The organism is Streptomyces mayonensis (assembly GCF_018982965.1).
Taxonomy (GTDB): domain Bacteria; phylum Actinomycetota; class Actinomycetes; order Streptomycetales; family Streptomycetaceae; genus Streptomyces; species Streptomyces mayonensis.
The window spans coordinates 1-20,537 of the sequence record NZ_JACBYP010000052.1 but is presented as its reverse complement, the minus strand read 5'-3'; the positions used below and the strand labels follow the sequence as shown (position 1 = coordinate 20,537).

Below are 20,537 nucleotides of genomic sequence, written 5' to 3'. Positions count from 1 at the left end.
CACTCAGGTCCAGGCACCCGGAACCACGACGGCCGACCCGAACAGAGAGTCCCGAGCATGACCGAAGAGCTGATACGCGTGGCCCCCCGCACCCGGGGGGCCCGTCGGACCATCGCCGACGCGCTGGCCGACGCTCCGGCCGACGCGGTGATCAGCATCGCGCCAGGTGAGTACCCGGAGACCGTACGGCTCGTCCGCCGTGTCACCCTGCGCCCCGAACACGGCGACGGCTCCGTCATGATCAAGGTCCGCGCCGGCGCCCCGCTCACCGTCGCCGCGCCCGGCTGCCGGATCGAGGGCCTGGTCCTGCGCGGTGAGGAACCGTCCGAGACGCTGGTGGAGATCGAGGACGCCGCCTCCCTCCGGCTGGAGGACTGCGTCGTCGCCCGGGGGCGCGTCGAGGTGCTCGGTTCCCGCTCCACCGTGGTGCGCCCGGACCCGCCCGTCGCGGAGATCTCCCTGGACCACGACCTCGTCGAGGAGTTCGAGGACCCCACCGAGGGCGGCGTGCTGCTCGCCCTGCGGACCAGGTTCCGCGGCTCCCGGCACACCGCGCTGCACCTGACCGGCGACGCCAGGGCCCGGCTGGACGACACCTCGGTCGAAGGGGTGGACGGCATCGGGGTCGCCGTGTCCAACACCGCCGTCCTGCGGGCCGACCGGCTCCGGGTGCACGGCGGTTCGGGTTCGGCGGTACGGGCCCGGGACGCCTCCCGGGTGCTGCTGCGGGGCAGCGGGATCTTCGGCGCGGGACGGCACGGGATACTGGTGCAGGACCGGGCGGAAGTACTGCTCACCGACTGCCGGGTGGAGAAGCCGGCCCGTTCGGGTGTGCGGCTGGAGCACACGGCCCGCGCCGAGATCGACGAGACGACGATCGCCGACGCCACGCTGTGCGGGGTGGAGGTGCGCGACGAGGCCCGGGTGCTGCTGCGCGACGCCCGCGTGACGGGAGGCGACACCGGGGTCCGGCTGCGGTCCGGCGAGGAGTCGGTGCTGCTGCACAGCTCGTTGGCCCGGCAGCGGGGCAACGGCGTGGAGCTGGGCGCCGGTGCCGATCCGCGGCTGCGCGCGGTGCGCATCGTACGCAGTGGCAAGCACGGCATCATGGCCGGTGAGGGCGCCCGCGGCGCGTTCGACCACTGCGACGTGCTGGCCGCCGAGCTGCCGGCGCTGTACGTCGCACGCGACGCCGCCCCCCGCTTCTTCGGCTGCCGTGTCTTCGACTCCGCACATGACCTGGGGCTGGCGCAGGACGCCCGGCCGGTGATCGAGAACTGCGTGTCGGTCAACGTCGGCACGCCGAGTCTGCCGGTCCTCACCTCGCGCCGGCCCGACGTCCCGCCCCAGGACCCGGAGACCCCCCGGCCACCGAAGACCACTGCCGGACCCGGCGGACCTGCCGGACCCGTCGGTCCCGCCGCGCCCACGGGAGGCGTTGCGGGGCCCGCCGGAGGCGGTACGGGGCCCGGGGGCGGTGCCGCCGCCCACCCGGGGGAGCGGCCCGTGGACCCGGTCCTGGAGGAGCTGGTGCAGGAGCCCCCGGAGGAGTCGCTCGAGGACCTGCTCGCCGAACTGGACGAGCTGGTCGGCCTCGACGGCGTCAAACGCGACGTCGGCGGCATGGTCAAGCTGATGCAGACGGTGCGGCTGCGCGAGGAGGCCGGGCTGCCGGCGCCGCCGCTCAGCCGTCACCTCGTCTTCGCCGGCAACCCCGGTACCGGCAAGACCACGGTGGCCCGGCTCTACGGACGGCTGCTCAGCGCCCTCGGTCTGCTGTCCCACGGCCACCTGGTCGAGGTGGACCGCAGCGCCCTCGTCGGCGAGTACATCGGGCACACCGGTCCCAAGACCACGGAGGCGTTCCTGCGCGCCCGCGGTGGTGTGCTGTTCATCGACGAGGCGTACGCGCTGACGCCGCCCGGCGTGGCCCAGGACTTCGGCAGCGAGGCCATCGCCACGCTGGTCAAACTGATGGAGGACCACCGCGACGAGGTGGTCGTCATCGCGGCCGGCTACCCGGACGACATGGACCGCTTCATCGGCTCCAACCCCGGCCTCGCCTCCCGCTTCACCCGCACCCTGCTCTTCACGGACTACTCCGACGACGAGCTGGTCAGCATCGTCGAGCACCACGCCCGCAGGCACCGCTACCAGCTCAGCGGCCCGGGACGCACGGCGCTGCGGACGTTCCTCGGCTCCGTGCCGCGCGACGAGCGGTTCGGCAACGGCCGTACGGCGCGTCAGCTCTTCCAGCAGATGACGGAGCGGCAGGCGATGCGCATGGCCGAACTGACCGCCCCGGCCGCCGACCAGCTCATGACCCTGGAGGAACTGGACCTTCCGCTGCCCGTCAGGTGAGTCGTGCGCAGCCGGTGCGTTGGCGCACGTGAACAGCCCGACCGACCCCCACAGGATGGATGAGAGAGACCGATGGTGAACCAACCGGAGGACGAGTTCGTCACGGCGTTCAGGAAGAAGCCGGCGAAGGCCCCGCGCGGCCTGCTGCCGGGCCGTCGCGTCGCGACGACGCTCGTCTGGGCCACGGCCACGGTCGCCGCCGTGACCCTCGGCGTCACCGCGGCGGGCGCGGTCGTGGGGAACGACCGCACGGACCTGGCAGCCGATCAGCAGCCGGGCCCCTCCGTCTCGGCGGAGCCGACGGAGAAGTCGAAGCCCGCCGCGGAGGACGAGAAGAAGGACGCACCCTCCGAGGAGCCCACGAAGGAGCAGACGCAGGCGGCACCGCCGGCCGCCGCGCCGCCCGCCGCGGCGCAGCCCGAACCGGAGAAGAGCGCCCCGGCGTCCGAGGCGGCCGACGAGAAGGACGAGGACGACAAGGCCAAGGACAGCGCTCCCAGGAAGCTCACCGCCCAGGACAAGAACGCCCTGGTCGACGGCAAGCAGTACAAGTTGCTCTCCGCGCTGGGCACCTGCCTGGACCGCGGCTCGGACAACGGCGCGGTGGGCACCAACGTGGTGTCGTGGGTCTGCACGACCGGCGGGAACCAGACGTTCACGCTGCGCGAGGCCGGGCGGGACCTGTACCGGCTCGAAGAAGGCGGCCGGTGCGTGGGCGTGACCAACGCGTCGACCGAGGCGGGCGGGAACATCGCCATGCTCGCGTGCAACGAGTCGATGTCCCAGCGGTGGTCGCTGACGGAAGTCGGTGACGGCTACCGCACCCTGGCGGCCGGGCACAGCCGGTACTGCATGGATGTCGAGGCCGGCAAGAGCGAGACGGGCACCAACGTGCGCCAGTGGCACTGCAACAGCATGCGGGCCCAGCAGTGGCTCCTCAAGGCCGCCTGAGCGGCACGGGGCCCGACGGGCCGGGTACGCCGTACCCGGCCCCGGTGAGAAGTACTGCCAGGGGGATCAGGGACGGGGGCGTTCGCCCGGTGCCGACGCGGTCGAGCCGCGTACCACCAGCTCCGGCATGAAAACGAACTCGCTGTGCGGCGCGGGCGTCCCCGCGATCTCCTCGAGCAGCGTGCGCACCGCCGCCTGCCCCATCGCCGGGACCGGCTTGCGGACCGTCGTCAGCGGCGGGTCGGTGAAGGCGATCAGCGGCGAGTCGTCGAAGCCGACGACCGAGACGCCCTTGGGCACGTCCAGGCCCAGCTGCCGCGCCGCCCGTATCGCGCCCAGCGCCATCATGTCGCTGGCGCAGACCACCGCCGTGCAGTCCCGCTCGATCAGCGCGGCGGCCGCCGCCTGCCCGCCCTCCAGGGTGTACAGCGAGTGCTGGACGAGTTCGTTCTCCACGGTCCGGGCATCCAGCCCCAGCTGGTCCCGGACCGTGCGGACGAACCCCTCGATCTTGCGCTGCACCGGCACGAACCGCTTCGGGCCGAGGGCCAGTCCGATCCGGGTGTGGCCGAGCGAGACCAGGTGCGTGACCGCCAGGCTCATCGCGGCGCGGTCGTCCGGGGAGATGAACGGCGCCTGCACCTGCGAGGAGAAGCCGTCGACGAGGACGAAGGGCACGCCCTGCGCCCGCAGCCGCTCGTAGCGCTGCATGTCGGCAGTGGTGTCGGCGTGCAGGCCCGAGACGTAGATGATCCCGGCGACCCCGCGGTCCACCAGCATCTCGGTCAGCTCGTCCTCGGTGGAGCCGCCCGGGGTCTGCGTGGCGAGGACCGGCGTGTAGCCCTGGCGGGTCAGCGCCTGGCCGATGACCTGGGCAAGAGCCGGGAATATCGGGTTCTCCAGCTCCGGGGTGATCAGGCCCACCAGACCTTCGCTGCGCTGTCGCAGCCGTACCGGGCGCTCGTAACCCAGCACGTCGAGGGCGGCGAGCACGGACTGGCGGGTGGTGGCGGCGACGCCCGGCTTCCCGTTGAGGACCCGGCTGACCGTCGCTTCGCTCACCCCCGCCTGGGCAGCGATGTCGGCAAGCCGTGTGGTCACAGGGGTGGACTGTACCGGTCGGCCGCCGCCTTGCACACCGATCGGGCGCCGTGGGCGGCCTGTTGCACGGCCCGTCGGACGACCCGGCGCCGGCTGCTGCGTCATCGCGCTCCCTCATGAATGTGACGGCAAGAGCTTGCAGATTCTTGCACAAGCGCTGGGATCCCGCTCCGTCGCGCCCGATCCCGCTAGATCCCCGTAAACAGACCGCTCGTCCCTTGTCCGCAAGGTGTCTGCCAGGGTCTCACGGCGATCGCCCCCGGGTCACGCCCGGATAACTTCGGAGATCTCTTGCATTTTTTTGCTGCAAGACCTTTCGCGCAGCTTTCCACGCTGTTACGTTCACGTCGCCCGACGACGGCGATGGCGCGGTCGGTGTCGGCAGGAGCGGCGGACGGGCCCGCACCCTGCACCACACGGGCTTTCACCCTCAAGGAGAACTCATGCGGCGTGGCATAGCGGCCACCGCGCTGGTGGCGTCCCTCGCCCTGGCGGCGACGGCGTGCGGCGGGGACGGCGGCAGCGACAGCGAGTCGGGCGGACCGGTCACCATCACTTACTGGGACACCTCCAACGCGACCAACGAGGCGCCGGCCTACAAGGCCCTGGTCAAGGAGTTCGAGGCCGCCCACAAGGGCATCAAGGTCAACTTCGTCAACGTCCCCTTCGACCAGGCGCAGAACAAGTTCGACACCGCGGCCGGCTCCAAGGGCGCCCCCGACGTGCTGCGCGCCGAGGTCGGCTGGACCCCCGCCTTCGCCAAGAAGGGCTTCTTCCTGCCGCTGGACGGCACCGAGGCCCTCGCCGAGCAGGACGCCTTCCAGCCCAACCTGATCGAGCAGGCGAAGTACGAGGGCAAGACCTACGGCGTCCCGCTGGTCACCGACACCCTCGCCTTCGTCTACAACAAGGAACTGTTCCAGAAGGCCGGCGTCGAGGCGCCGAAGAGCTGGGACGACCTGAAGAAGGCCGCCGCCACCATCAAGGACAAGACCGGCGTCGACGGCTACTGGGCCTCCACCGCCGGCTACTACGCGCAGCCGTTCCTCTACGGCGAGGGCACCGACACCGTCGACGCCGACGCCCGGAAGGTCACCGTCAACGCGCCCGCCGCCCAGCAGGCCTACGGCACCTGGCTGAGCCTGTTCGACGGCAAGGGCCTGCACAAGGCCGACACCACCGCCGACGCCTACGCCCACATCCAGGAGGCGTTCATCAGCGGCAAGGTCGCCTCCACGATCCAGGGCCCCTGGGAGATCACCAACTTCTACAAGGGCTCCGCCTTCAAGGACAAGGACAACCTCGGCATCGCCACCGTCCCGGCCGGCTCCACCGGCAAGGCGGGCTCCCCGACCGGCGGCCACAACCTCTCGGTCTACGCGGGCTCGGACCAGGCGCACCAGGAGGCCGCGCTGAAGTTCGTCAAGTTCATGGCCTCGGCGAAGTCCCAGGAGACCGTCGCCCTGAAGAACTCCACGCTGCCGACCCGCGACGACGCCTACACCGACGAGGTCAAGGCCGACCCGGGCATCGCCGGCTTCCAGACGGTCCTGCCCGCCGCCCGGCCGCGCCCGGCGCTGCCCGAGTACAGCTCCCTGTGGACGCCGCTCGACGACGAACTGCCGCAGATCGCCGGCGGCAAGAAGTCCCTGGACGAGGGCCTGGGCGACGCCGAGACCGCGATCGCCAAGCTGGTGCCGGACTTCGGCAAGTGACGCCGCGCCGTACCTGACCCGCCCGACCGCCGGGTCCCCACGGAGGGGAGGGACCCGGCGGGCCGGCGCACCGAGCGCCGCACCCCCCGACCTTCCGCTCGTCCCGATGCTCCTGAAGGTGTCGAACCATGACAGTCGCCATCGACCGCGCGACCGGCAGGCGCCGCGGTGACCGCACCCCGCGGCCCGGCCTCGGCCGGCGTCTCAAAGACGGCTACCAGAAGCACTGGTACGCCTACGCCATGATCGCGCCGGTGGCCGTCGTGATCGGCGTCCTCGTGCTGTATCCGCTGGGCTACGGCCTCTACCTCACCCTCACCGACGCCAACAGCCTCAACTCGGCGCGCACCATCGGCGTCAACGAGATCGAGGCCACCTACAAGTTCGTCGGCCTGGACAACTACGCCGACATCCTCTGGGGCCCGACCGCGTACGACCGCTTCTGGTCGCACTTCATCTGGACCATCGTGTGGACGGCCGTCTGCGTCGGCCTGCACTTCCTCATCGGGCTCGGCCTCGCCCTGCTGCTCAACCAGAAGCTGCGCGGGCGCACCTTCTACCGGCTGATCCTGGTCCTGCCGTGGGCCGTTCCCACCTTCGTGACGGTCTTCGGCTGGCGCTTCATGCTCGCCGACTCCGGCATCATCAACTCCGCCCTGGACTGGCTGCACCTGCCGACCCCGGCCTGGCTGGAGGACACCTTCTGGCAGCGCTTCTCCGCGATCATGGTGAACACCTGGTGCGGGGTGCCGTTCATGATGGTCTCGCTCCTCGGCGGCCTGCAGTCCATCGACCACAGCCTCTACGAGGCCGCCGAGATGGACGGCGCGAACGCCTGGCAGCGCTTCTGGTACGTCACCCTGCCGGGGCTCAGGTCGGTCAGCTCCACCGTCGTCCTGCTCGGCGTCATCTGGACCTTCAACCAGTTCGCCGTGATCTTCCTGCTGTTCGGCAACACCGCGCCCGACGCGCAGATCCTCGTCACCTGGGCGTACCAGCTCGGCTTCGGGCAGCAGCCGCGCGACTTCGCGCAGTCCGCCGCCTACGGCATCCTGCTGCTGGCCATCCTGATCGTCTTCACCTCCTTCTACCGCCGCTGGCTGAACCGGGGCGAGCAGCAGCTCGCGAACTGAGGCAGGAGCCGCCATGAGTACAAGCACCGCGTCGGCCGCCGCCCCGGCGGAGCAGGCCACCGACACCCGGTCCACCGTGCCGCAGCGCAAGGTCCGCGGCCGCGGCGAACGCGGCCGCGCCGCGTCCCTCGCCTCCCACGGCGTCCTGAGCGTCGCGAGCCTCGTCGCGCTCTTCCCGGTCGCCTGGCTGGTCTACCTGTCGCTCGGCCCGGACAAGGACGACTACCTGCACCCCGGGGGCATCTGGTCGAAGATGACCCTCGACAACTACACCTTCGTGCTCCAGCACACGAACTTCTTCGACTGGCTGAAGAGCTCGCTGATCGTCTCACTGGGCACCACGGTCATCGGCGTCCTGGTCGCCGCGACGACCGGCTACGCGGTCTCCCGCATGCGCTTCCCCGGCTACCGGAAGCTCATGTGGATCCTGCTGGTCACCCAGATGTTCCCCATCGCCGTACTGATCGTGCCGATGTACCAGATCCTGTCCTCGCTCCAGCTCGTCGACAGCTACCTCGGCCTCGTCCTCGTCTACTGCTCGACCGCGGTGCCGTACTGCGCGTGGCTGCTCAAGGGGTACTTCGACACCATTCCCTTCGAGATCGACGAGGCCGGGCGGGTGGACGGGCTGTCGCCGTTCGGCACCTTCTTCCGGCTGATCCTGCCGCTGGCCCGGCCGGGCCTCGCGGTCGCCGGTTTCTACAGCTTCATCACGGCCTTCGGCGAGGTCGCCTTCGCCTCGACGTTCATGCTGAGCGACACGAAGTACACCTTCGCGGTCGGCCTGCAGAGCTTCGTCAGCGAGCACGACGCGCAGCGCCACCTGATGGCCGCCACCGCCGTCCTCGTCGCGATACCCGTCTCCGCGTTCTTCTACCTCGTGCAGAAGAACCTGGTCACCGGCCTCACCGCCGGCGGCACCAAGGGCTGACGCCCGGCTGCCCGTATCAACGAATGAGAAGACCTTCGTACCCGCAAGCCCGTACCCGGGAAGCCAGTACCCGCCGAACTTGGGAAGCCCGGACCCGCCAAGCCCGGACCCGCCAAGCCCGTACCCGCCAAGCCCGTACCCGCCAAGTCCGTATACAGCAAGGACGACATGAGCCAGCAGCACTCCGCCGCACCGGCCCCCACCTCCGCCGTCGCCGCCGTCCCGGCCGTCGAAGGACGCCCCGACTGGTGGCGGGACGCGGTCATCTACCAGGTGTACCCGCGCAGTTTCGCCGACAGCAACGGCGACGGCATGGGCGACCTGGAAGGCGTCCGCACCCGCCTGCCCTACCTGCGCGACCTGGGCGTGGACGCCGTGTGGCTCAGCCCCTTCTACGCCTCCCCGCAGGCCGACGCCGGCTACGACGTCGCCGACTACCGGGCCGTCGACCCCGTGTTCGGCACCCTCCTGGACGCCGACGCGCTGATCCGCGACGCCCACACACTGGGCCTGCGCATCATCGTCGACCTGGTCCCCAACCACTCCTCCGACCAGCACGAGTGGTTCAAACGCGCCCTCGCCGAGGGCCCCGGCTCCCCCTCCCGGGACCGTTACCACTTCCGTCCCGGCAAGGGGAAGCACGGCGAACTGCCGCCCAACGACTGGGAGTCCATCTTCGGCGGTCCCGCCTGGACCCGGGTCACCGAGCCCGACGGCACAGCGGGGGAGTGGTACCTGCACCTGTTCGCCCCCGAGCAGCCCGACTTCAACTGGGAACACCCGGCCGTCGGCGACGAGTTCCGCTCCGTCCTGCGGTTCTGGCTGGACATGGGCGTGGACGGCTTCCGCATCGACGTCGCCCACGGCATGGTGAAGGCCGAAGGCCTGCCCGACCTGGGAAACCACGAGCAGCTCACGCTGCTGGGCAACGATGTCATGCCGTTCTTCGACCAGGACGGCGTCCACGACATCTACCGCGAGTGGCGGCTGGTGCTCGACGAGTACACCGGCGAACGCATCTTCGTCGCCGAGGCCTGGACCCCGACCGTCGAGCGCACCGCCAACTACGTACGCCCCGACGAACTGCACCAGGCCTTCAACTTCCAGTACCTGGCCACCCACTGGGACGCCGCCGAACTGCGCACCGTCATCGACCGCACCCTGGACGCCATGCGCCCCGTCGGCGCCCCCGCCACCTGGGTGCTGTCCAACCACGACGTCACCCGGCACGCCACCCGCTTCGCCAACCCGGCGGGCCTCGGCACCCAGATCCGGCTGGCCGGAGACCGCGGGCTCGGGCTCCGAAGGGCCCGCGCCGCCACCCTCCTGATGCTGGCCCTCCCCGGTTCCGCCTACGTCTACCAGGGCGAGGAGCTGGGCCTGCCGGACGTCGTCGACCTGCCCGACGAGGTCCGCCAGGACCCCGCCTACTTCCGCGGCGCCGGCCAGGACGGCTTCCGCGACGGCTGCCGGGTGCCGATCCCCTGGACGCGCACGGGACCGTCGTACGGCTTCGGCGACGGCGGCAGCTGGCTGCCGCAGCCGGCCGACTGGGGCGGGCTGAGCGTCGAGGCGCAGACCGGAGACCCCGGCTCGACCCTGGAGCTGTACCGTGCCGCGCTGGCCGTCCGCCGCGAGCAGGCCGGCCTGGGTGCGGGCGACGCGGTGGAGTGGCTGCGCGCCCCCGAGGGCGTCCTCGCCTTCCGGCGTGGGGAGTTCGTGTGCGTGGCCAACACCACCGGCGAGTCCGTGCCGATGCCGGCGTACGGCCGGCTGCTGCTCGCGACCGGCGAGGTCACCGAGGCGTCGGGCGAGGCGAAGGTTCCGGCGGACACGACGGTGTGGTGGTCGGCCTCCTGACCGGCCGGCAGGTTCCCCGGGCACCCTGCCTGGAAGTTTTTTCATTCAATTCCGTACGGCCCGCTGCCCTTTCGGGCGGCGGGCCTCTAGTATCTGCGTCACCCGAAAACTTGCTGAAGCTTTCAGCAAGAACCTTCAGTGTCCCCAGAGCCTTCGACGAAGAAGGAACCCCCACATGGCACGCACGGCACACAGAACCCTCACGGCGGCGGTCGCCCTCGCGGCCGCTTCGGTTGTCATGACCCCGACTGGCGCGCAGGCCTCCCCGCCCGGAGCCAAGGACGTCACCGCCGTCCTCTTCGAGTGGAACTTCGCCTCCGTCGCCAAGGAGTGCACCAGCACCCTCGGCCCCGCGGGCTACGGCTACGTGCAGGTCTCCCCGCCCGCCGAGCACATACAGGGCGGGCAGTGGTGGACCTCGTACCAGCCCGTCAGCTACAAGATCGCCGGACGGCTCGGCGACCGCGACGCCTTCAAGGACATGGTGGACACCTGCCACGCGGCCGGTGTGAAGGTCGTCGCCGACGCCGTGGTCAACCACATGTCCGCGGGCAGCGGCACCGGCACCGGCGGCTCGTCGTACTCCAAGTACGACTACCCCGGGCTGTACTCGGCGCCCGACTTCGACGACTGCACCGCCGAGATCAGCGACTACCAGGACCGCTACAACGTCCAGCACTGCGAACTGGTGGGCCTCGCCGACCTCGACACCGGAGAGGAGTACGTCCGCGGCAGGCTCGCCGGGTACCTGAACGACCTGCTCTCGCTGGGCGTCGACGGCTTCCGGATCGACGCGGCCAAGCACATCCCGGCCGACGACCTGGCGGACATCAGGTCCCGGCTGTCCGACCCGTCCGTGTACTGGAAGCAGGAGGTCATCCACGGCGCCGGCGAGGCCGTCCAGCCGGCCGAGTACACCGGCACCGGAGACGTGCAGGAGTTCCGCTACGCCTACGACCTCAAGCGCGTCTTCAACGACGAGAACCTCGCGTACCTGAAGAACTACGGCGAGGACTGGGGCTACCTCGGCAGTGCGGACGCCGGTGTCTTCGTCGACAACCACGACACCGAGCGCAACGGCAGCACGCTCAGCTACAAGAACGACGCCGCCTACACCCTGGCCAACGTCTTCATGCTGGCCTGGCCCTACGGCGCGCCCGACGTCAACTCCGGCTACGAGTGGTCGGACGCGGACGCCGGACCCCCGAACGGCGGCCGGGTGGACGCCTGCGGGCAGGACGGCTGGAAGTGCCAGCACGCCTGGCCCGAGATCGCGTCCATGGTCGCCTTCCGCAACGCCACCCGCGGCCAGGCGGTCACGGACTGGTGGGACAACGGCAACGACGCCATCGCCTTCGGCCGCGGCGACCAGGGCTTCGTCGTCCTCAACCACGAGCCGGGCCCGCTGGAGGGCACCTACCGGACGTCCCTGCCGGCCGGAACGTACTGCGACGTCCAGAGCGGCGGCACGGTCGACGTGAACGGCTCCGGACAGTTCACCGCGACCCTGGGCGCCCACACGGCGCTCGCCCTGTACGCGGGCAGGTCCGGCTGCTGAGGCGGTGCACGGGGGCCGGCTGAAGGGCGTGGTCCTGCGGTTAGGGTGAGCCCTGCTGTTCAGGCGCCGGGCACGCACGGGAACGCAACAGGAGGGCTCATGCCGCAGATCACCGTCGACTACTCCGCCGAGCTGGCGGACGACTTCGACCGGCCCGCCTTCGCGCGGGCCCTGCACGAGGGCGTCGTCGAGATCGCGGCCGCCCGGCCGCCGGCGTGCAAGACGCAGTTCCGCCGGACCGAGGACACCACCGTCGGCCCCGGCACCGACGGGCACGCCGTCGTGCACGTCACCGTCGGGCTGCTCGCCGGCCGCACCGAGGAGACCAAGGCCCGGCTCACCGAGGCGGTCCTGGAACTGCTGCGGCAGCACGTGAAGCCGTCCGGCGGCCTCGCCCTGCACGCCTCCGCCGAGGTACGCGAACTCGACCCCTCCTACCGGAAGTACGAGGACTGACCGGCGAGTCCCACCAGCCGGCCGACCAGGTCCGCGAAGGGGCCCTCGGCCGGCTCGGAGTCGACGATGCGGCGCACGAGGGCGCCCATCTCCTCGTCGTAGGCGGCGCTTACCGCCACCAGCGCGGCGAAGTCGTGCACGAGCTGGACCTCCAGTTCCGCCCGCGGGATCCGGCGCCCGTCCAGCCAGATCAGCGCGGTCGACTCGGCGAGCGAGATCCACGACCGGACGATCAGTTCCAGGCGCGCGGGCGGATCGGCGACGTCCAGGTGCGACAGGATCTGGACATACGCGGCCTGCCGTACGGAGTCCACGAGCGCGTTGGTCGTGGACGAGCCCACCGCCGGACCGCCGCGCATCAGCGCCGAGAAACCGGGGCCGTGCTCGTCGACGAAGTCGAAGTAGCGGCCCATGACACGCAGCAGCCGTGCGCCCAGCGGACCCTCGCGCGGCTCCTCGAAGCGCGCCGCCAGATCGTCCGAGGCGCGCCGCAACGCGGCCTCGTACAGGCTGAGTTTGCCCGGAAAGTAGTGGTAGACCAACGGCCGCGAGATCCCCGCGGCCGACGCTATCTCGTCGATGGAGACCTCGTCGGGCGAGCGGCGGCTGAACAGATCGAGCGCGACGCCGATCAGCTGCTGCCGCCGCTCCTCGACGCCCATTCTGCGGCGTACCCCGGTAGTCATACGAACACCTTACCGATCGAATCCGGCCCTTGAATGGACCAGACCGGGCAACGATGTTCACTCCGGGCGATACCCCCTAGCGCAGTCCGCTGATCGTCCGGCCGTTCTTCAGGGTGCCCTTCAGCTGGGCCCGCGCGCCCTGTTCGGCCTTGGCCGTCAGCAGGTTCCCGTCGGCGGAGCCGGTGATGCCGCCCGTGGCCTCGATCGACTCGGTGTCCCCGCCGCCGGCCGCGAGCAGGTACCAGTGCCCGCCCTCCGACTTCCACAGCACACCGGCCAGCACCTGCGGATCGCGCTCGCCGCACGCCGGCACGTCCTGCGCCTTGGCCGCCACCGCACCCTGCACCCCGCCCGGCGTCCGGAACTGCGCCAGTACCCGGGCCCCGTCGCCCCGCCAGGTGTCGGCGCGGGTGCACACCCAGGCGCCCGACCCGGTCGAGTCGGGCAGCGGCTGGGAGGCGAACTCCCAGGCGTTCACCGACCGCACCCCCTGCCCGCGCACCGCGCCCAGCGAGCAGGCGTACGGCTCCCAGGCGTCCCGGGCCTTCTCGCCCGAGACGTCCTTCGCCGCGCCGGGCCGCCCGGTGGTGAGCCGGGCCGGGACCAGTTCGCCCAGGTCGGACAGCACGCGGGTGTCCGATCCGTCGGTCAGCTCGAGGGCGTTCCAGGACGTGCACGCCCCGGACTGCTCCTGCACGGGACTGGCCAGCGGAGCGGTCACCCCGTCGGTGAGCGTCAGCTCCTTCGCGCCGGAGTCCGGCCCGACCAGGTCCCGGCCGGCCGCCTTCGTCACCCAGGGCGCCGTCAGATACCGGACGTTGCCGTCGGACCGGCCGAGGACCACCGCACCCGACTCCGCACGGGCCGCTCCGTCGGTCCGCGCGAAGTCCAGCGCGGCACCGGCGGAACCGTCCTTCGGCTCGGCGTACCGGACGAGGCGCAGCCCGTCGTGCAGGATCACCACCCGTGTGTTGTCCACCTCCCCGGCGTACAGCAGGTGCGGCGGACCGGCCGGGCCGCCGGTCTGGGTACCCGGCGTCGCGGAGACCCCCACGCTCTCGCCGGGCCGTGCCCAGACGGCCAGGGCGCGGCGCAGCAACTCCTCGTCGCCGGTGAGGCCGCCGCGCGCCGGCCACACCGAGAAGTCCGTGCGCGCGGACGTCTTCCAGGCGGCCGGGGCGACCTTGGTGAGTTCGGCCGGGTCGAGGGCGGCCTCGGCCGCCGGGTTCTTCGCGTAGGGCGGGGCCGCCGCGCCGTCCGGCCCCCAGCCGTCACCGGGCAGGCCGAGCAGCACCCCGCACACCACCAGCGCCGCCCCGGCCACCAGCGCCGCCTTCGTGTGCTGGCGGCGGCGCATCAGGTCGGTCGGCCGGGCCTGCAGCGAACAGGGGTCGAACTCGGAGGAGCCGAGCAGCGGGCCCGGCCCCGGCATCCCGTCGGCCTCCCGCAGCGCTGCGTCCGGGTCGGCGACCCCGGCGGCGCGCAGCACCTGCCGCACACCGTCGTCGGGGAGCCGCTCCAGGCCGCGCAGCACGTACGCCGCCCGGCCCGGCGCGGAGAGCGCGGACAGCCGCTGGTCCAGGGCGAGTTCGTCGGCGCCGCCCGAGCGCGGGAACAGCTTCAGCCCCCGTACGTGCGGCAGCAGCGGCGGCAGCTGGGACCGCTTGGGCCAGGCCCGCCGCCGCAGCGGGAGGCCCGCCTCCAGCGCCGTACGGATCACCCGCAGCCGGATCAGGGCGTACCCCGGGTCGACCGGGCGGCCGGACTGCTGGGCCGGGACGAGCGGCGCCGTCGTCCGGTTGCGGGGCAGCGCGCGCTGGGTGAGGGCGTGCGCGGTCAGGACCCGGCGGCTGCGGCCGAGGCCCGGCGGCAGCACCAGGTAGGCCAGCCGGGCCAGCCGCGGATAGTGCTCGACGAGCGCGGCCTCGGCCTGCTCGACGTCGACGACCGGGTCGGCCGCGGAGGCGGAGGACGGTGCGGGGCGCGGGGCGACATCCTGTGGCTGCACGTACAGCAGAACGAGTGAACGGGGCGATGGTCACCGTACGCCCGTCGCCGCCCTCGGGGAGTTCGCCTCCGGGGACCCCGCTCGTGGAGGCGCTACTCCTCCGGCTCCACCAGCAGGCGCGCGTAGTTGGCCATCGAGCGCTGGTAGCGCGGCAGATGGGGCGCGAGCGCGCCGAGCACCAGGGACAGGCCCTCGCGGTCGCGGCCCATGCTCGACAGGCACAGCGCCAGCGTCGCGCGCACGGCGTCGTCCAACTCGTCGGACGGCGCGACCAGTTCGGGCGACAGCAGCAGCACGCCTTCCTCCGGGTTTCCGGTGTTCCGCAGGGAACTGGCGAGCTGGATCTTCGCCCGGCGCCCCTTGTAGGCGCTCGCCTCGGAGAGGCCGCGCTCCAGCGCCTCGCGGTACAGCGGCACGGCCCGGTCGGAGTGGCCGGTGGAGTCCCAGGCGCAGGCCCGCTCGAACAGGCCGAGGGGGCTGTCCGGGGGCAACTCGTCCGCGAGGGCGTCGATCACCGCTCTGAAGCCGGCGGCGTCGTCCTCGGCGTAGTCGTCGATCGCCGCCCATGCGGCCGTCACGCGCTTTTCCCAGTCCTGGTCCACCAGGCCACAGTAGGCGACTTCGACCCCCGGGGGCCGCTGAGTAAAACGGGGCCCGCCCCCGTACCGGTGCACAGAGCCCCGCGCCGGGGCTCCGCGCGGCATGTCGCCGGAACGGACCGGAGGAAAAGATGAAGCTGACCCGACCGATGCTCACGGCCGCCGCCCTGGTGGCGGCGGTGGCGCTGACGGGCTGCGGCGGCGGGGACGGCGGGGACGCCGTCCCCGAGACCGTGACCGGCAGCCTGGAACACCTGGCGGCCGAGGCGAAGTGCACCGCCCCGAACATGCAGACCGACGCCGACACCATCCGCCAGGCGATCTGCGAGAAGGGCGGGGAGAAGTACATCCTCGCCACCTTCTCGACCGACCGGGGCCAGCGCGAGTGGATCAACACCGCGAAGGACTACGGGGGTTACTACCTCGTCGGCCGCAAGTGGGTCGCCGTCGGCCACGAGGACGTGGTGGCGGACCTCCGCGGCCGGCTCGGCGGGACCCTGGAGCAGGGCGTGCAGCACGGTGGCGGCGGGCACTCGGCCGGGCACGGCGAACACGCCGGACACGACGGCTGACGGCCGCTGACGGCGTTGACGGTGTTGACGGGGGCCTGACGGCTCAGACGCGAAGGAGGGCCGGTGGCGGATGATCCGCCACCGGCCCTCCCGGTCACCACCGTCCCGCCGGTGCGGCTACTGGCAGTCCTCCCCGCGGTTGATGCAGTCGACCACCTCGTTCATCAGGTTCTCGTCCATGACGTTGATGAAGTCGTTGTGGTCCGTGATCGGCTTGTGCAACTGCTCCGGGAAGCTGTCCACCGCGTACGGGTTCTGCACCTGGCCGTTCTCCACGGTCGGCGCCGGGATGTCGTACGCGAGCTTGATCTGGAGCTGGGGGATGGCCTGGAAGTTGTCCGGGCAGCTGCCGTCCTGCTGGACGAACGCCATGTGGTCGCGGTGGTTGGCGCTGTCGGTGTTCTGGCCGTCCCAGCAGCTCTGGAAGTTGACCGTCCGCAGCACCTGGCTGCCCTCCGGGCACAGCGGGTACTTGTCCGTGACCTGCCGGTCCTCGAAGCCGGAGCAGCTCCACGCGGTGTTGGCGTTGGCGTCGCCGTTGGTGAAGGACTTGGCGTCACCGGTGATGATGCGCAGGAACTGCGGCATCGCCACCACGTCGCCCTGCTGGTTGCCGACGAACCTGAGTTCGGCCTGGGCCGGCTTGAGGATCTTGCCGATGTTGCCCTCGGCGCCGCCGCCCTGGTCGTTCGCGTCGAACTCCTCGGTGCCGTCCTGGAGCCGCAGCACCGGCCAGTAGTACGTCGACTTGTCGCCCTGGTTCTGGCACGAGGTCTCGGCGTTGGCCAGGTCCTCGTCGCTGGAGAAGGCGTCGTTGTCCTGGTTGCCGACGTAGTCGTGGGTGTGGTGGGCGCCGTTGTCGACACCCGGGGCGGCGATCAGGTTGTCGCTGTTGAACAGGTTGTTCTCGTTGACGCCGCAGTCCGTGGTGAAGGTGCCGGTGGAGCCGCCGTCGCCGTTGGCGGCCAGACCGTTCTGGCTGCCCCGGCTGTTGGGCTGCACGTCGTTGATGTCGATGAAGTCGTCGGCCACCGGACCGGCGACACCGTTGCCGTTGTCGTCCTGGCCCTGACCACCGTCCTGGCCGCCGTTCTGGCCGCCGTCCTGGCCCTGGCCGTTGTCCTGACCGCCGTCCTGACCGTTGTCACCGTCGCCGTTGTCGCCGTTGCCGCCGCCCGGCTGGTCGGCGCCCATGCCACGGCACTCGGCGAAGCGGCCGAGTCCGTCGGGGGCGTTGCCGCCCACCCGCCGGATGTTGGTCCCGATCCGGTCCAGGGCGGCGGTCCGCTTGGACTTGAGCGGTCCGAGAATCGCGTTCTGGACGTAGCCCGAGTCGCCCGACTGCGCCTGGCGGGTCGAGGCGAGGCGCGCGTACGCCTCGGTGATCTGCTCGTCGAGCCTCGCCAGCTCCTTGTCCACCCCGGACCGTGCTCCCCGCGGCACGTTCCGCAGTTTCTGGCCGACGTCCGGGCACTGGATCGTGGCGACCTGCGCACCCGCGGACCTGGTCCGGTGGTGCGACGAGCCCGACTCGTGCGCCGAGGCGTAGAAGTTGGCCCAGACCAGCCCGCCCCCGCCGACCGCCAGGGCCGCCGCCCCGGCTACGACCTTGGTGGCCAGCGGTGAACGGCGTTTTCTTGTATTGCGTCCCATCAGTCTCCTAGCGAGGGCGCTCGGCCGGGGCCGAGAGGGCTTCCCTGTGCTCTGGCAATGTGTCCGTTGTCCCGTGAGGGGCCGGTTCGGGCTGGACCGCGGCCTTGGGGGGCCGGAAGCCACCGCGTCGGCGGAGGCGGAGTCACGGAACTCCTCTGACTTCGTTGAGGAGCACCGGGCGCCGAGGCGCCCAACCTGAGTGGAGCGGCTCCCTTGATTACGGGAGCCGCTCCAAGGATGTTCAGCCGTTCAGGAAATTGCCGGGGACCGTGGGACGCGTGGGACGCGCGACGGGCTCAGCGGCCGCGGTCCAGATAGGCGAGAACCGCCAGTACACGGCGGTTGTCGTCGTCCGAGACCTCCAGGGTCAGCTTGGCGAAGATGTTCGCCGTGTGTTTCGCGATCGCCCGCTCCGTGACGACGAGCTTCGCGGCGATCGCCGCGTTGGTCCGGCCCTGCGCCATCAGCTCCAGCACCTCGAGCTCCCGGGGCGTCAGCCGCTCCAGCGGCCGGTCCTCCGCCGCACGCCGGCTGAGCAGCTGCTGGATGACCTGCGGGTCCATCGCGGTGCCGCCCCCGGCCACCCGCCGTACGGCGTCCACGAACTGCTCCGCGTCGAACACCCGGTCCTTGAGCAGGTACCCCACCCCGCCGGCGCCGTCGGCCAGCAACTCGCGCGCGTACAGCTGCTCCACGTGCTGGGAGAGGACCAGCACCGGCAGCCCCGGCCGGTTGCGGCGGGCCTCCAGCGCGCACTGCAGCCCCTCGTCGGTGAGCGTGGGCGGCAGCCGGACGTCGACCACGGCGACGTCCGGCTCCAGTTCGGCCAGCGCCCGGGACAGCTCGGGGCCGGTCTCGACCGCCGCCGCGATCTCGAAGTCGTGGGCCTCGAGGAGCCGCACCAGCCCGTCGCGCAGCAGGAAAAGGTCTTCGGCTAGGACAACGCGCAAGGGATCTCCATGGTGACCATGGTGGGACCGCCCGCGGGTGAGCTGACGGCCAGGACGCCGTCGAATGTACCCAGTCGCCGTTCCACCCCGGCCAGGCCGGACCCGGCACCGATCGCCGCGCCGCCCCTGCCGTCGTCGGTGACGGTGATGCGCAGCCGGCCGTCCTGGTGGTGCATGTCGATCCAGACGCGGTCGGCACCGGAGTGCTTCGCGGCGTTGGTGAGGACCTCGCTGACCGCGAAGTACCCGGCCGACTCCACGGGCGCGTCGGCCCGGCCCGGCAGGTTCACGTCCACCTCGACCGCGAGCGGCACCCGCAGCGCCAGGGCGCGGACGGCGTCGCCGAGACCGCGTTCGGCGAGCACCGGCGGGTGGATGCCGCGGACCAGGTCGCGCAGCTCGGTCAGGGCCTCGGCCGAGGACTGGCGGGCCTGCGCGAGCAGCTCCTTGGCCTTCGCCGGGTTCTTCTCCAGCAGTGCCTCGATGGTGCCCAGGTCCATGCCCATGGCGACCAGCCGGGCCTGCGCGCCGTCGTGCAGGTCGCGCTCGATGCGGCGCAGTTCCGCCGCCGAGGTGTCGACGGCGTCGCGGCGGGTCTCGGTCAGCACCCGCACCCGCTCGGCCAGCTCCTCCTGACCCGCGCCGAGCACCGCGCCGGTCAGGGTGAAGTGGGCGCGCAGCAGCAGCGGGGTGAGGATCGGGGAGGCTACGAGGAGCACGGCGCCCAGGACGGCGGCGAAGAGGGCGGAGAGCTGCCCGGTGACATGGACGAAGAGGTACCAGTACCCGTCGGGCGTGGCCCGCCACAGGCCGGCGGCGATGGCGAAGCCCTCCAGGGCGTAGACCGGCACCGCGAAGGCCAGCAGCGCGGTGACGAAGCCCGCCGTCATGTCGACCGGCAGCCAGCGGAAGTCCCGCCAGGTCGCCGGGTCGCCGAGCATGCCGAAGGTGCGGGCCCACGGGTTGGCGTCCGCGGGCAGCGGCCGGTACGTCCGCGGTATCCGCACCCCGCCCCACTGGGCGGCGAGCAGCCGCCGCCGGTCGGCGAAGGCGCGTACGCCCGTGAGCACCCACGGCGTGGTGACGATGCCGATACCGATCGGGACGAGGGCGACGGACACCAGGGTCAGGGAGAAGCACAGCACCGCGCCGGGCAGGGAGACGAACATCAGCGCCAGTCCCCGCACGGCCGCCACTGCCACGTCCCGCGCCCGTGTCCCGGGTGTTCCGGCTTCGCTCTTCGTCTCGATGCTCATGGGGCCAGTCTCGCGCACGTGAGGAGGCGGGACACGGGGCCGGGCACCCCGGTCGCGGGGTGGTGTCAGGTACACCCCGGCCCGGGTCGCCCCTACCGTGCCCCGCGGCGGGCTCAGCGTCCGGTGGGCGGTGTGTACTTGTAGCCCACGCGGCGGACGGTCTGGATCGTCCGCCGGTGCTCCGTGCCGAGCTTGCGGCGCAGCCGGGCCACGTGCACGTCGACGGTCCGCCCGTCGCCCACGTGTCCGTAGCCCCACACCGTGGTGACCAGCTGGTCGCGGGTGTGCACCCGGTGCGGATGCGTGACCAGATGGGCGAGGAGCTCGAACTCCAGGTACGTCAGGTCGAGTTCACGGCCGTCGATGGCGGCGGTGCGCCGTGCGGCGTCGATCCGCACGAGTGGGTCGCCCGCGCCGGCGGGGGCGGCGCCGGGCGGATCCTGCGCGGCTGCGGGGGCAGGGGCGTTCCGGAGGTCCGGGGTGCCCTGCCGGACCGTGTCGCCGCCGGGGTGTCCGCCACTGCCGCTGCCGGCCGGAGCGGCGGGCGCACCGAGCACCGGGAACGGCGGCTGCTGGTCGGCCGGGACGAGCACCAGGTAGCCGACCATCGGCGGGCGGCCCGGCAGCGAGGGCAGGGCGTGCGGGGGAGCGGGCAGCCAGGTCGCGCCCGGCGGCAGCAGGTCCGTGACGTCCACCACCTCGTCCCGGTCCACGGCGCGCAGCCGGTGCCGGGGGCCGGGACGAGGT

At 71.8% G+C, this 20,537-nt stretch carries 17 protein-coding genes; 9 read left to right on the top strand and 8 right to left on the bottom strand.

The annotated features are described in order from the left end of the window. Positions 1-57 precede the first annotated feature (57 nt). Both HZS56_RS20380 and HZS56_RS20375 read left to right on the top strand, forming a co-directional pair. Positions 58-2,361: a right-handed parallel beta-helix repeat-containing protein gene (locus HZS56_RS20380; protein ID WP_216722171.1), complete on the top strand. Its 2,304-nt coding sequence runs from the start codon at positions 58-60 to the stop codon at positions 2,359-2,361. A 72-nt stretch (positions 2,362-2,433) separates the two neighbouring features. Continuing rightward, positions 2,434-3,312, top strand: a complete 879-nt coding sequence (locus HZS56_RS20375) for an RICIN domain-containing protein (protein WP_216722170.1) — start codon at positions 2,434-2,436, stop codon at positions 3,310-3,312. A 66-nt stretch (positions 3,313-3,378) separates the two neighbouring features. Here the strand turns inward: HZS56_RS20375 and HZS56_RS20370 are convergent, their stop codons facing one another. Beyond that, positions 3,379-4,413, bottom strand: a complete 1,035-nt coding sequence (locus HZS56_RS20370) for a LacI family DNA-binding transcriptional regulator (RefSeq protein ID WP_216722169.1) — start codon at positions 4,411-4,413, stop codon at positions 3,379-3,381. Positions 4,414-4,856: 443 nt separating this feature from the next. Here HZS56_RS20370 and HZS56_RS20365 point away from each other — a divergent pair, with 443 nt between their 5' ends. The 6 genes from HZS56_RS20365 (at position 4,857) to HZS56_RS20340 (ending at position 12,066) form a co-directional block, all read left to right on the top strand. Further along, a complete protein-coding gene (locus HZS56_RS20365; protein WP_216722168.1) occupies positions 4,857-6,128 on the top strand; it encodes an extracellular solute-binding protein in 1,272 nt (423 codons plus the stop codon). Positions 6,129-6,256: 128 nt separating this feature from the next. Beyond that, on the top strand, positions 6,257-7,261 hold the full coding sequence (locus tag HZS56_RS20360; RefSeq protein ID WP_216722167.1) for a carbohydrate ABC transporter permease: 1,005 nt from the start codon (positions 6,257-6,259) through the stop codon (positions 7,259-7,261). 13 nt (positions 7,262-7,274) lie between these two features. Beyond that, on the top strand, positions 7,275-8,192 hold the full coding sequence (locus HZS56_RS20355; protein ID WP_216722166.1) for a sugar ABC transporter permease: 918 nt from the start codon (positions 7,275-7,277) through the stop codon (positions 8,190-8,192). A 168-nt stretch (positions 8,193-8,360) separates the two neighbouring features. Then, positions 8,361-10,052: a glycoside hydrolase family 13 protein gene (locus tag HZS56_RS20350; RefSeq protein WP_216722165.1), complete on the top strand. Its 1,692-nt coding sequence runs from the start codon at positions 8,361-8,363 to the stop codon at positions 10,050-10,052. Positions 10,053-10,227: 175 nt separating this feature from the next. Then, the gene (locus HZS56_RS20345; RefSeq protein WP_216722164.1) at positions 10,228-11,610 is read left to right on the top strand and encodes an alpha-amylase; all 1,383 of its coding nucleotides are present in this window, start codon (positions 10,228-10,230) and stop codon (positions 11,608-11,610) included. A 99-nt stretch (positions 11,611-11,709) separates the two neighbouring features. Then, the gene (locus tag HZS56_RS20340; RefSeq protein ID WP_216722163.1) at positions 11,710-12,066 is read left to right on the top strand and encodes a 5-carboxymethyl-2-hydroxymuconate Delta-isomerase; all 357 of its coding nucleotides are present in this window, start codon (positions 11,710-11,712) and stop codon (positions 12,064-12,066) included. Here the strand turns inward: HZS56_RS20340 and HZS56_RS20335 are convergent. The 3 genes from HZS56_RS20335 to HZS56_RS20325 all read right to left on the bottom strand — a co-directional run bounded on the left by HZS56_RS20335 (position 12,045) and on the right by HZS56_RS20325 (position 15,362). Next, entirely contained in the window at positions 12,045-12,752 is a 708-nt protein-coding gene (locus HZS56_RS20335) for a TetR/AcrR family transcriptional regulator (protein WP_216722162.1), read from the bottom strand. The two genes, HZS56_RS20340 and HZS56_RS20335, sit on opposite strands and share 22 nt — an antisense overlap. A 76-nt stretch (positions 12,753-12,828) precedes the next feature. Continuing rightward, on the bottom strand, positions 12,829-14,760 hold the full coding sequence (locus HZS56_RS20330) for a hypothetical protein (RefSeq protein WP_216722161.1): 1,932 nt from the start codon (positions 14,758-14,760) through the stop codon (positions 12,829-12,831). A 92-nt stretch (positions 14,761-14,852) separates the two neighbouring features. Next, complete coding sequence (locus tag HZS56_RS20325; RefSeq protein WP_216722160.1) at positions 14,853-15,362, bottom strand: tetratricopeptide repeat protein; 510 nt, start codon at positions 15,360-15,362, stop codon at positions 14,853-14,855. A gap of 128 nt (positions 15,363-15,490) precedes the next feature. On the opposite strand from HZS56_RS20325, the gene HZS56_RS20320 reads away from it, so the two are divergent. Continuing rightward, a complete protein-coding gene (locus HZS56_RS20320) occupies positions 15,491-15,931 on the top strand; it encodes a hypothetical protein (protein ID WP_216722159.1) in 441 nt (146 codons plus the stop codon). Between the two features lie 117 nt (positions 15,932-16,048). On the opposite strand, the gene HZS56_RS20315 is transcribed toward HZS56_RS20320, so the two are convergent. The 4 genes from HZS56_RS20315 to HZS56_RS20300 all read right to left on the bottom strand — a co-directional run. Next, positions 16,049-17,584 (bottom strand): DUF1996 domain-containing protein, encoded by a 1,536-nt coding sequence (locus tag HZS56_RS20315; protein WP_216722158.1) that lies wholly within the window; start codon positions 17,582-17,584, stop codon positions 16,049-16,051. A gap of 296 nt (positions 17,585-17,880) precedes the next feature. Further along, positions 17,881-18,534: a LuxR C-terminal-related transcriptional regulator gene (locus HZS56_RS20310; protein WP_216722157.1), complete on the bottom strand. Its 654-nt coding sequence runs from the start codon at positions 18,532-18,534 to the stop codon at positions 17,881-17,883. Further along, entirely contained in the window at positions 18,519-19,790 is a 1,272-nt protein-coding gene (locus HZS56_RS20305; protein WP_216722156.1) for a sensor histidine kinase, read from the bottom strand. Before HZS56_RS20305 ends, HZS56_RS20310 begins: the two co-directional genes overlap by 16 nt. 113 nt (positions 19,791-19,903) lie before the next feature. Beyond that, positions 19,904-20,537 (bottom strand): winged helix-turn-helix domain-containing protein (locus HZS56_RS20300; protein WP_216722155.1); only part of this gene is annotated, 634 nt, incomplete at its 5' end.

Coding starts and splice junctions, on each gene's coding strand:
- HZS56_RS20380 (WP_216722171.1), top strand. CDS start 58: ATGACCGAAGAGCTGATACGCGTGGCCCCCCGCACCCGGGGGGCCCGT.
- HZS56_RS20375 (WP_216722170.1), top strand. CDS start 2,434: ATGGTGAACCAACCGGAGGACGAGTTCGTCACGGCGTTCAGGAAGAAG.
- HZS56_RS20365 (WP_216722168.1), top strand. CDS start 4,857: ATGCGGCGTGGCATAGCGGCCACCGCGCTGGTGGCGTCCCTCGCCCTG.
- HZS56_RS20360 (WP_216722167.1), top strand. CDS start 6,257: ATGACAGTCGCCATCGACCGCGCGACCGGCAGGCGCCGCGGTGACCGC.
- HZS56_RS20355 (WP_216722166.1), top strand. CDS start 7,275: ATGAGTACAAGCACCGCGTCGGCCGCCGCCCCGGCGGAGCAGGCCACC.
- HZS56_RS20350 (WP_216722165.1), top strand. CDS start 8,361: ATGAGCCAGCAGCACTCCGCCGCACCGGCCCCCACCTCCGCCGTCGCC.
- HZS56_RS20345 (WP_216722164.1), top strand. CDS start 10,228: ATGGCACGCACGGCACACAGAACCCTCACGGCGGCGGTCGCCCTCGCG.
- HZS56_RS20340 (WP_216722163.1), top strand. CDS start 11,710: ATGCCGCAGATCACCGTCGACTACTCCGCCGAGCTGGCGGACGACTTC.
- HZS56_RS20335 (WP_216722162.1), bottom strand. CDS start 12,752: ATGACTACCGGGGTACGCCGCAGAATGGGCGTCGAGGAGCGGCGGCAG.
- HZS56_RS20320 (WP_216722159.1), top strand. CDS start 15,491: ATGAAGCTGACCCGACCGATGCTCACGGCCGCCGCCCTGGTGGCGGCG.
- HZS56_RS20315 (WP_216722158.1), bottom strand. CDS start 17,584: ATGGGACGCAATACAAGAAAACGCCGTTCACCGCTGGCCACCAAGGTC.
- HZS56_RS20305 (WP_216722156.1), bottom strand. CDS start 19,790: ATGAGCATCGAGACGAAGAGCGAAGCCGGAACACCCGGGACACGGGCG.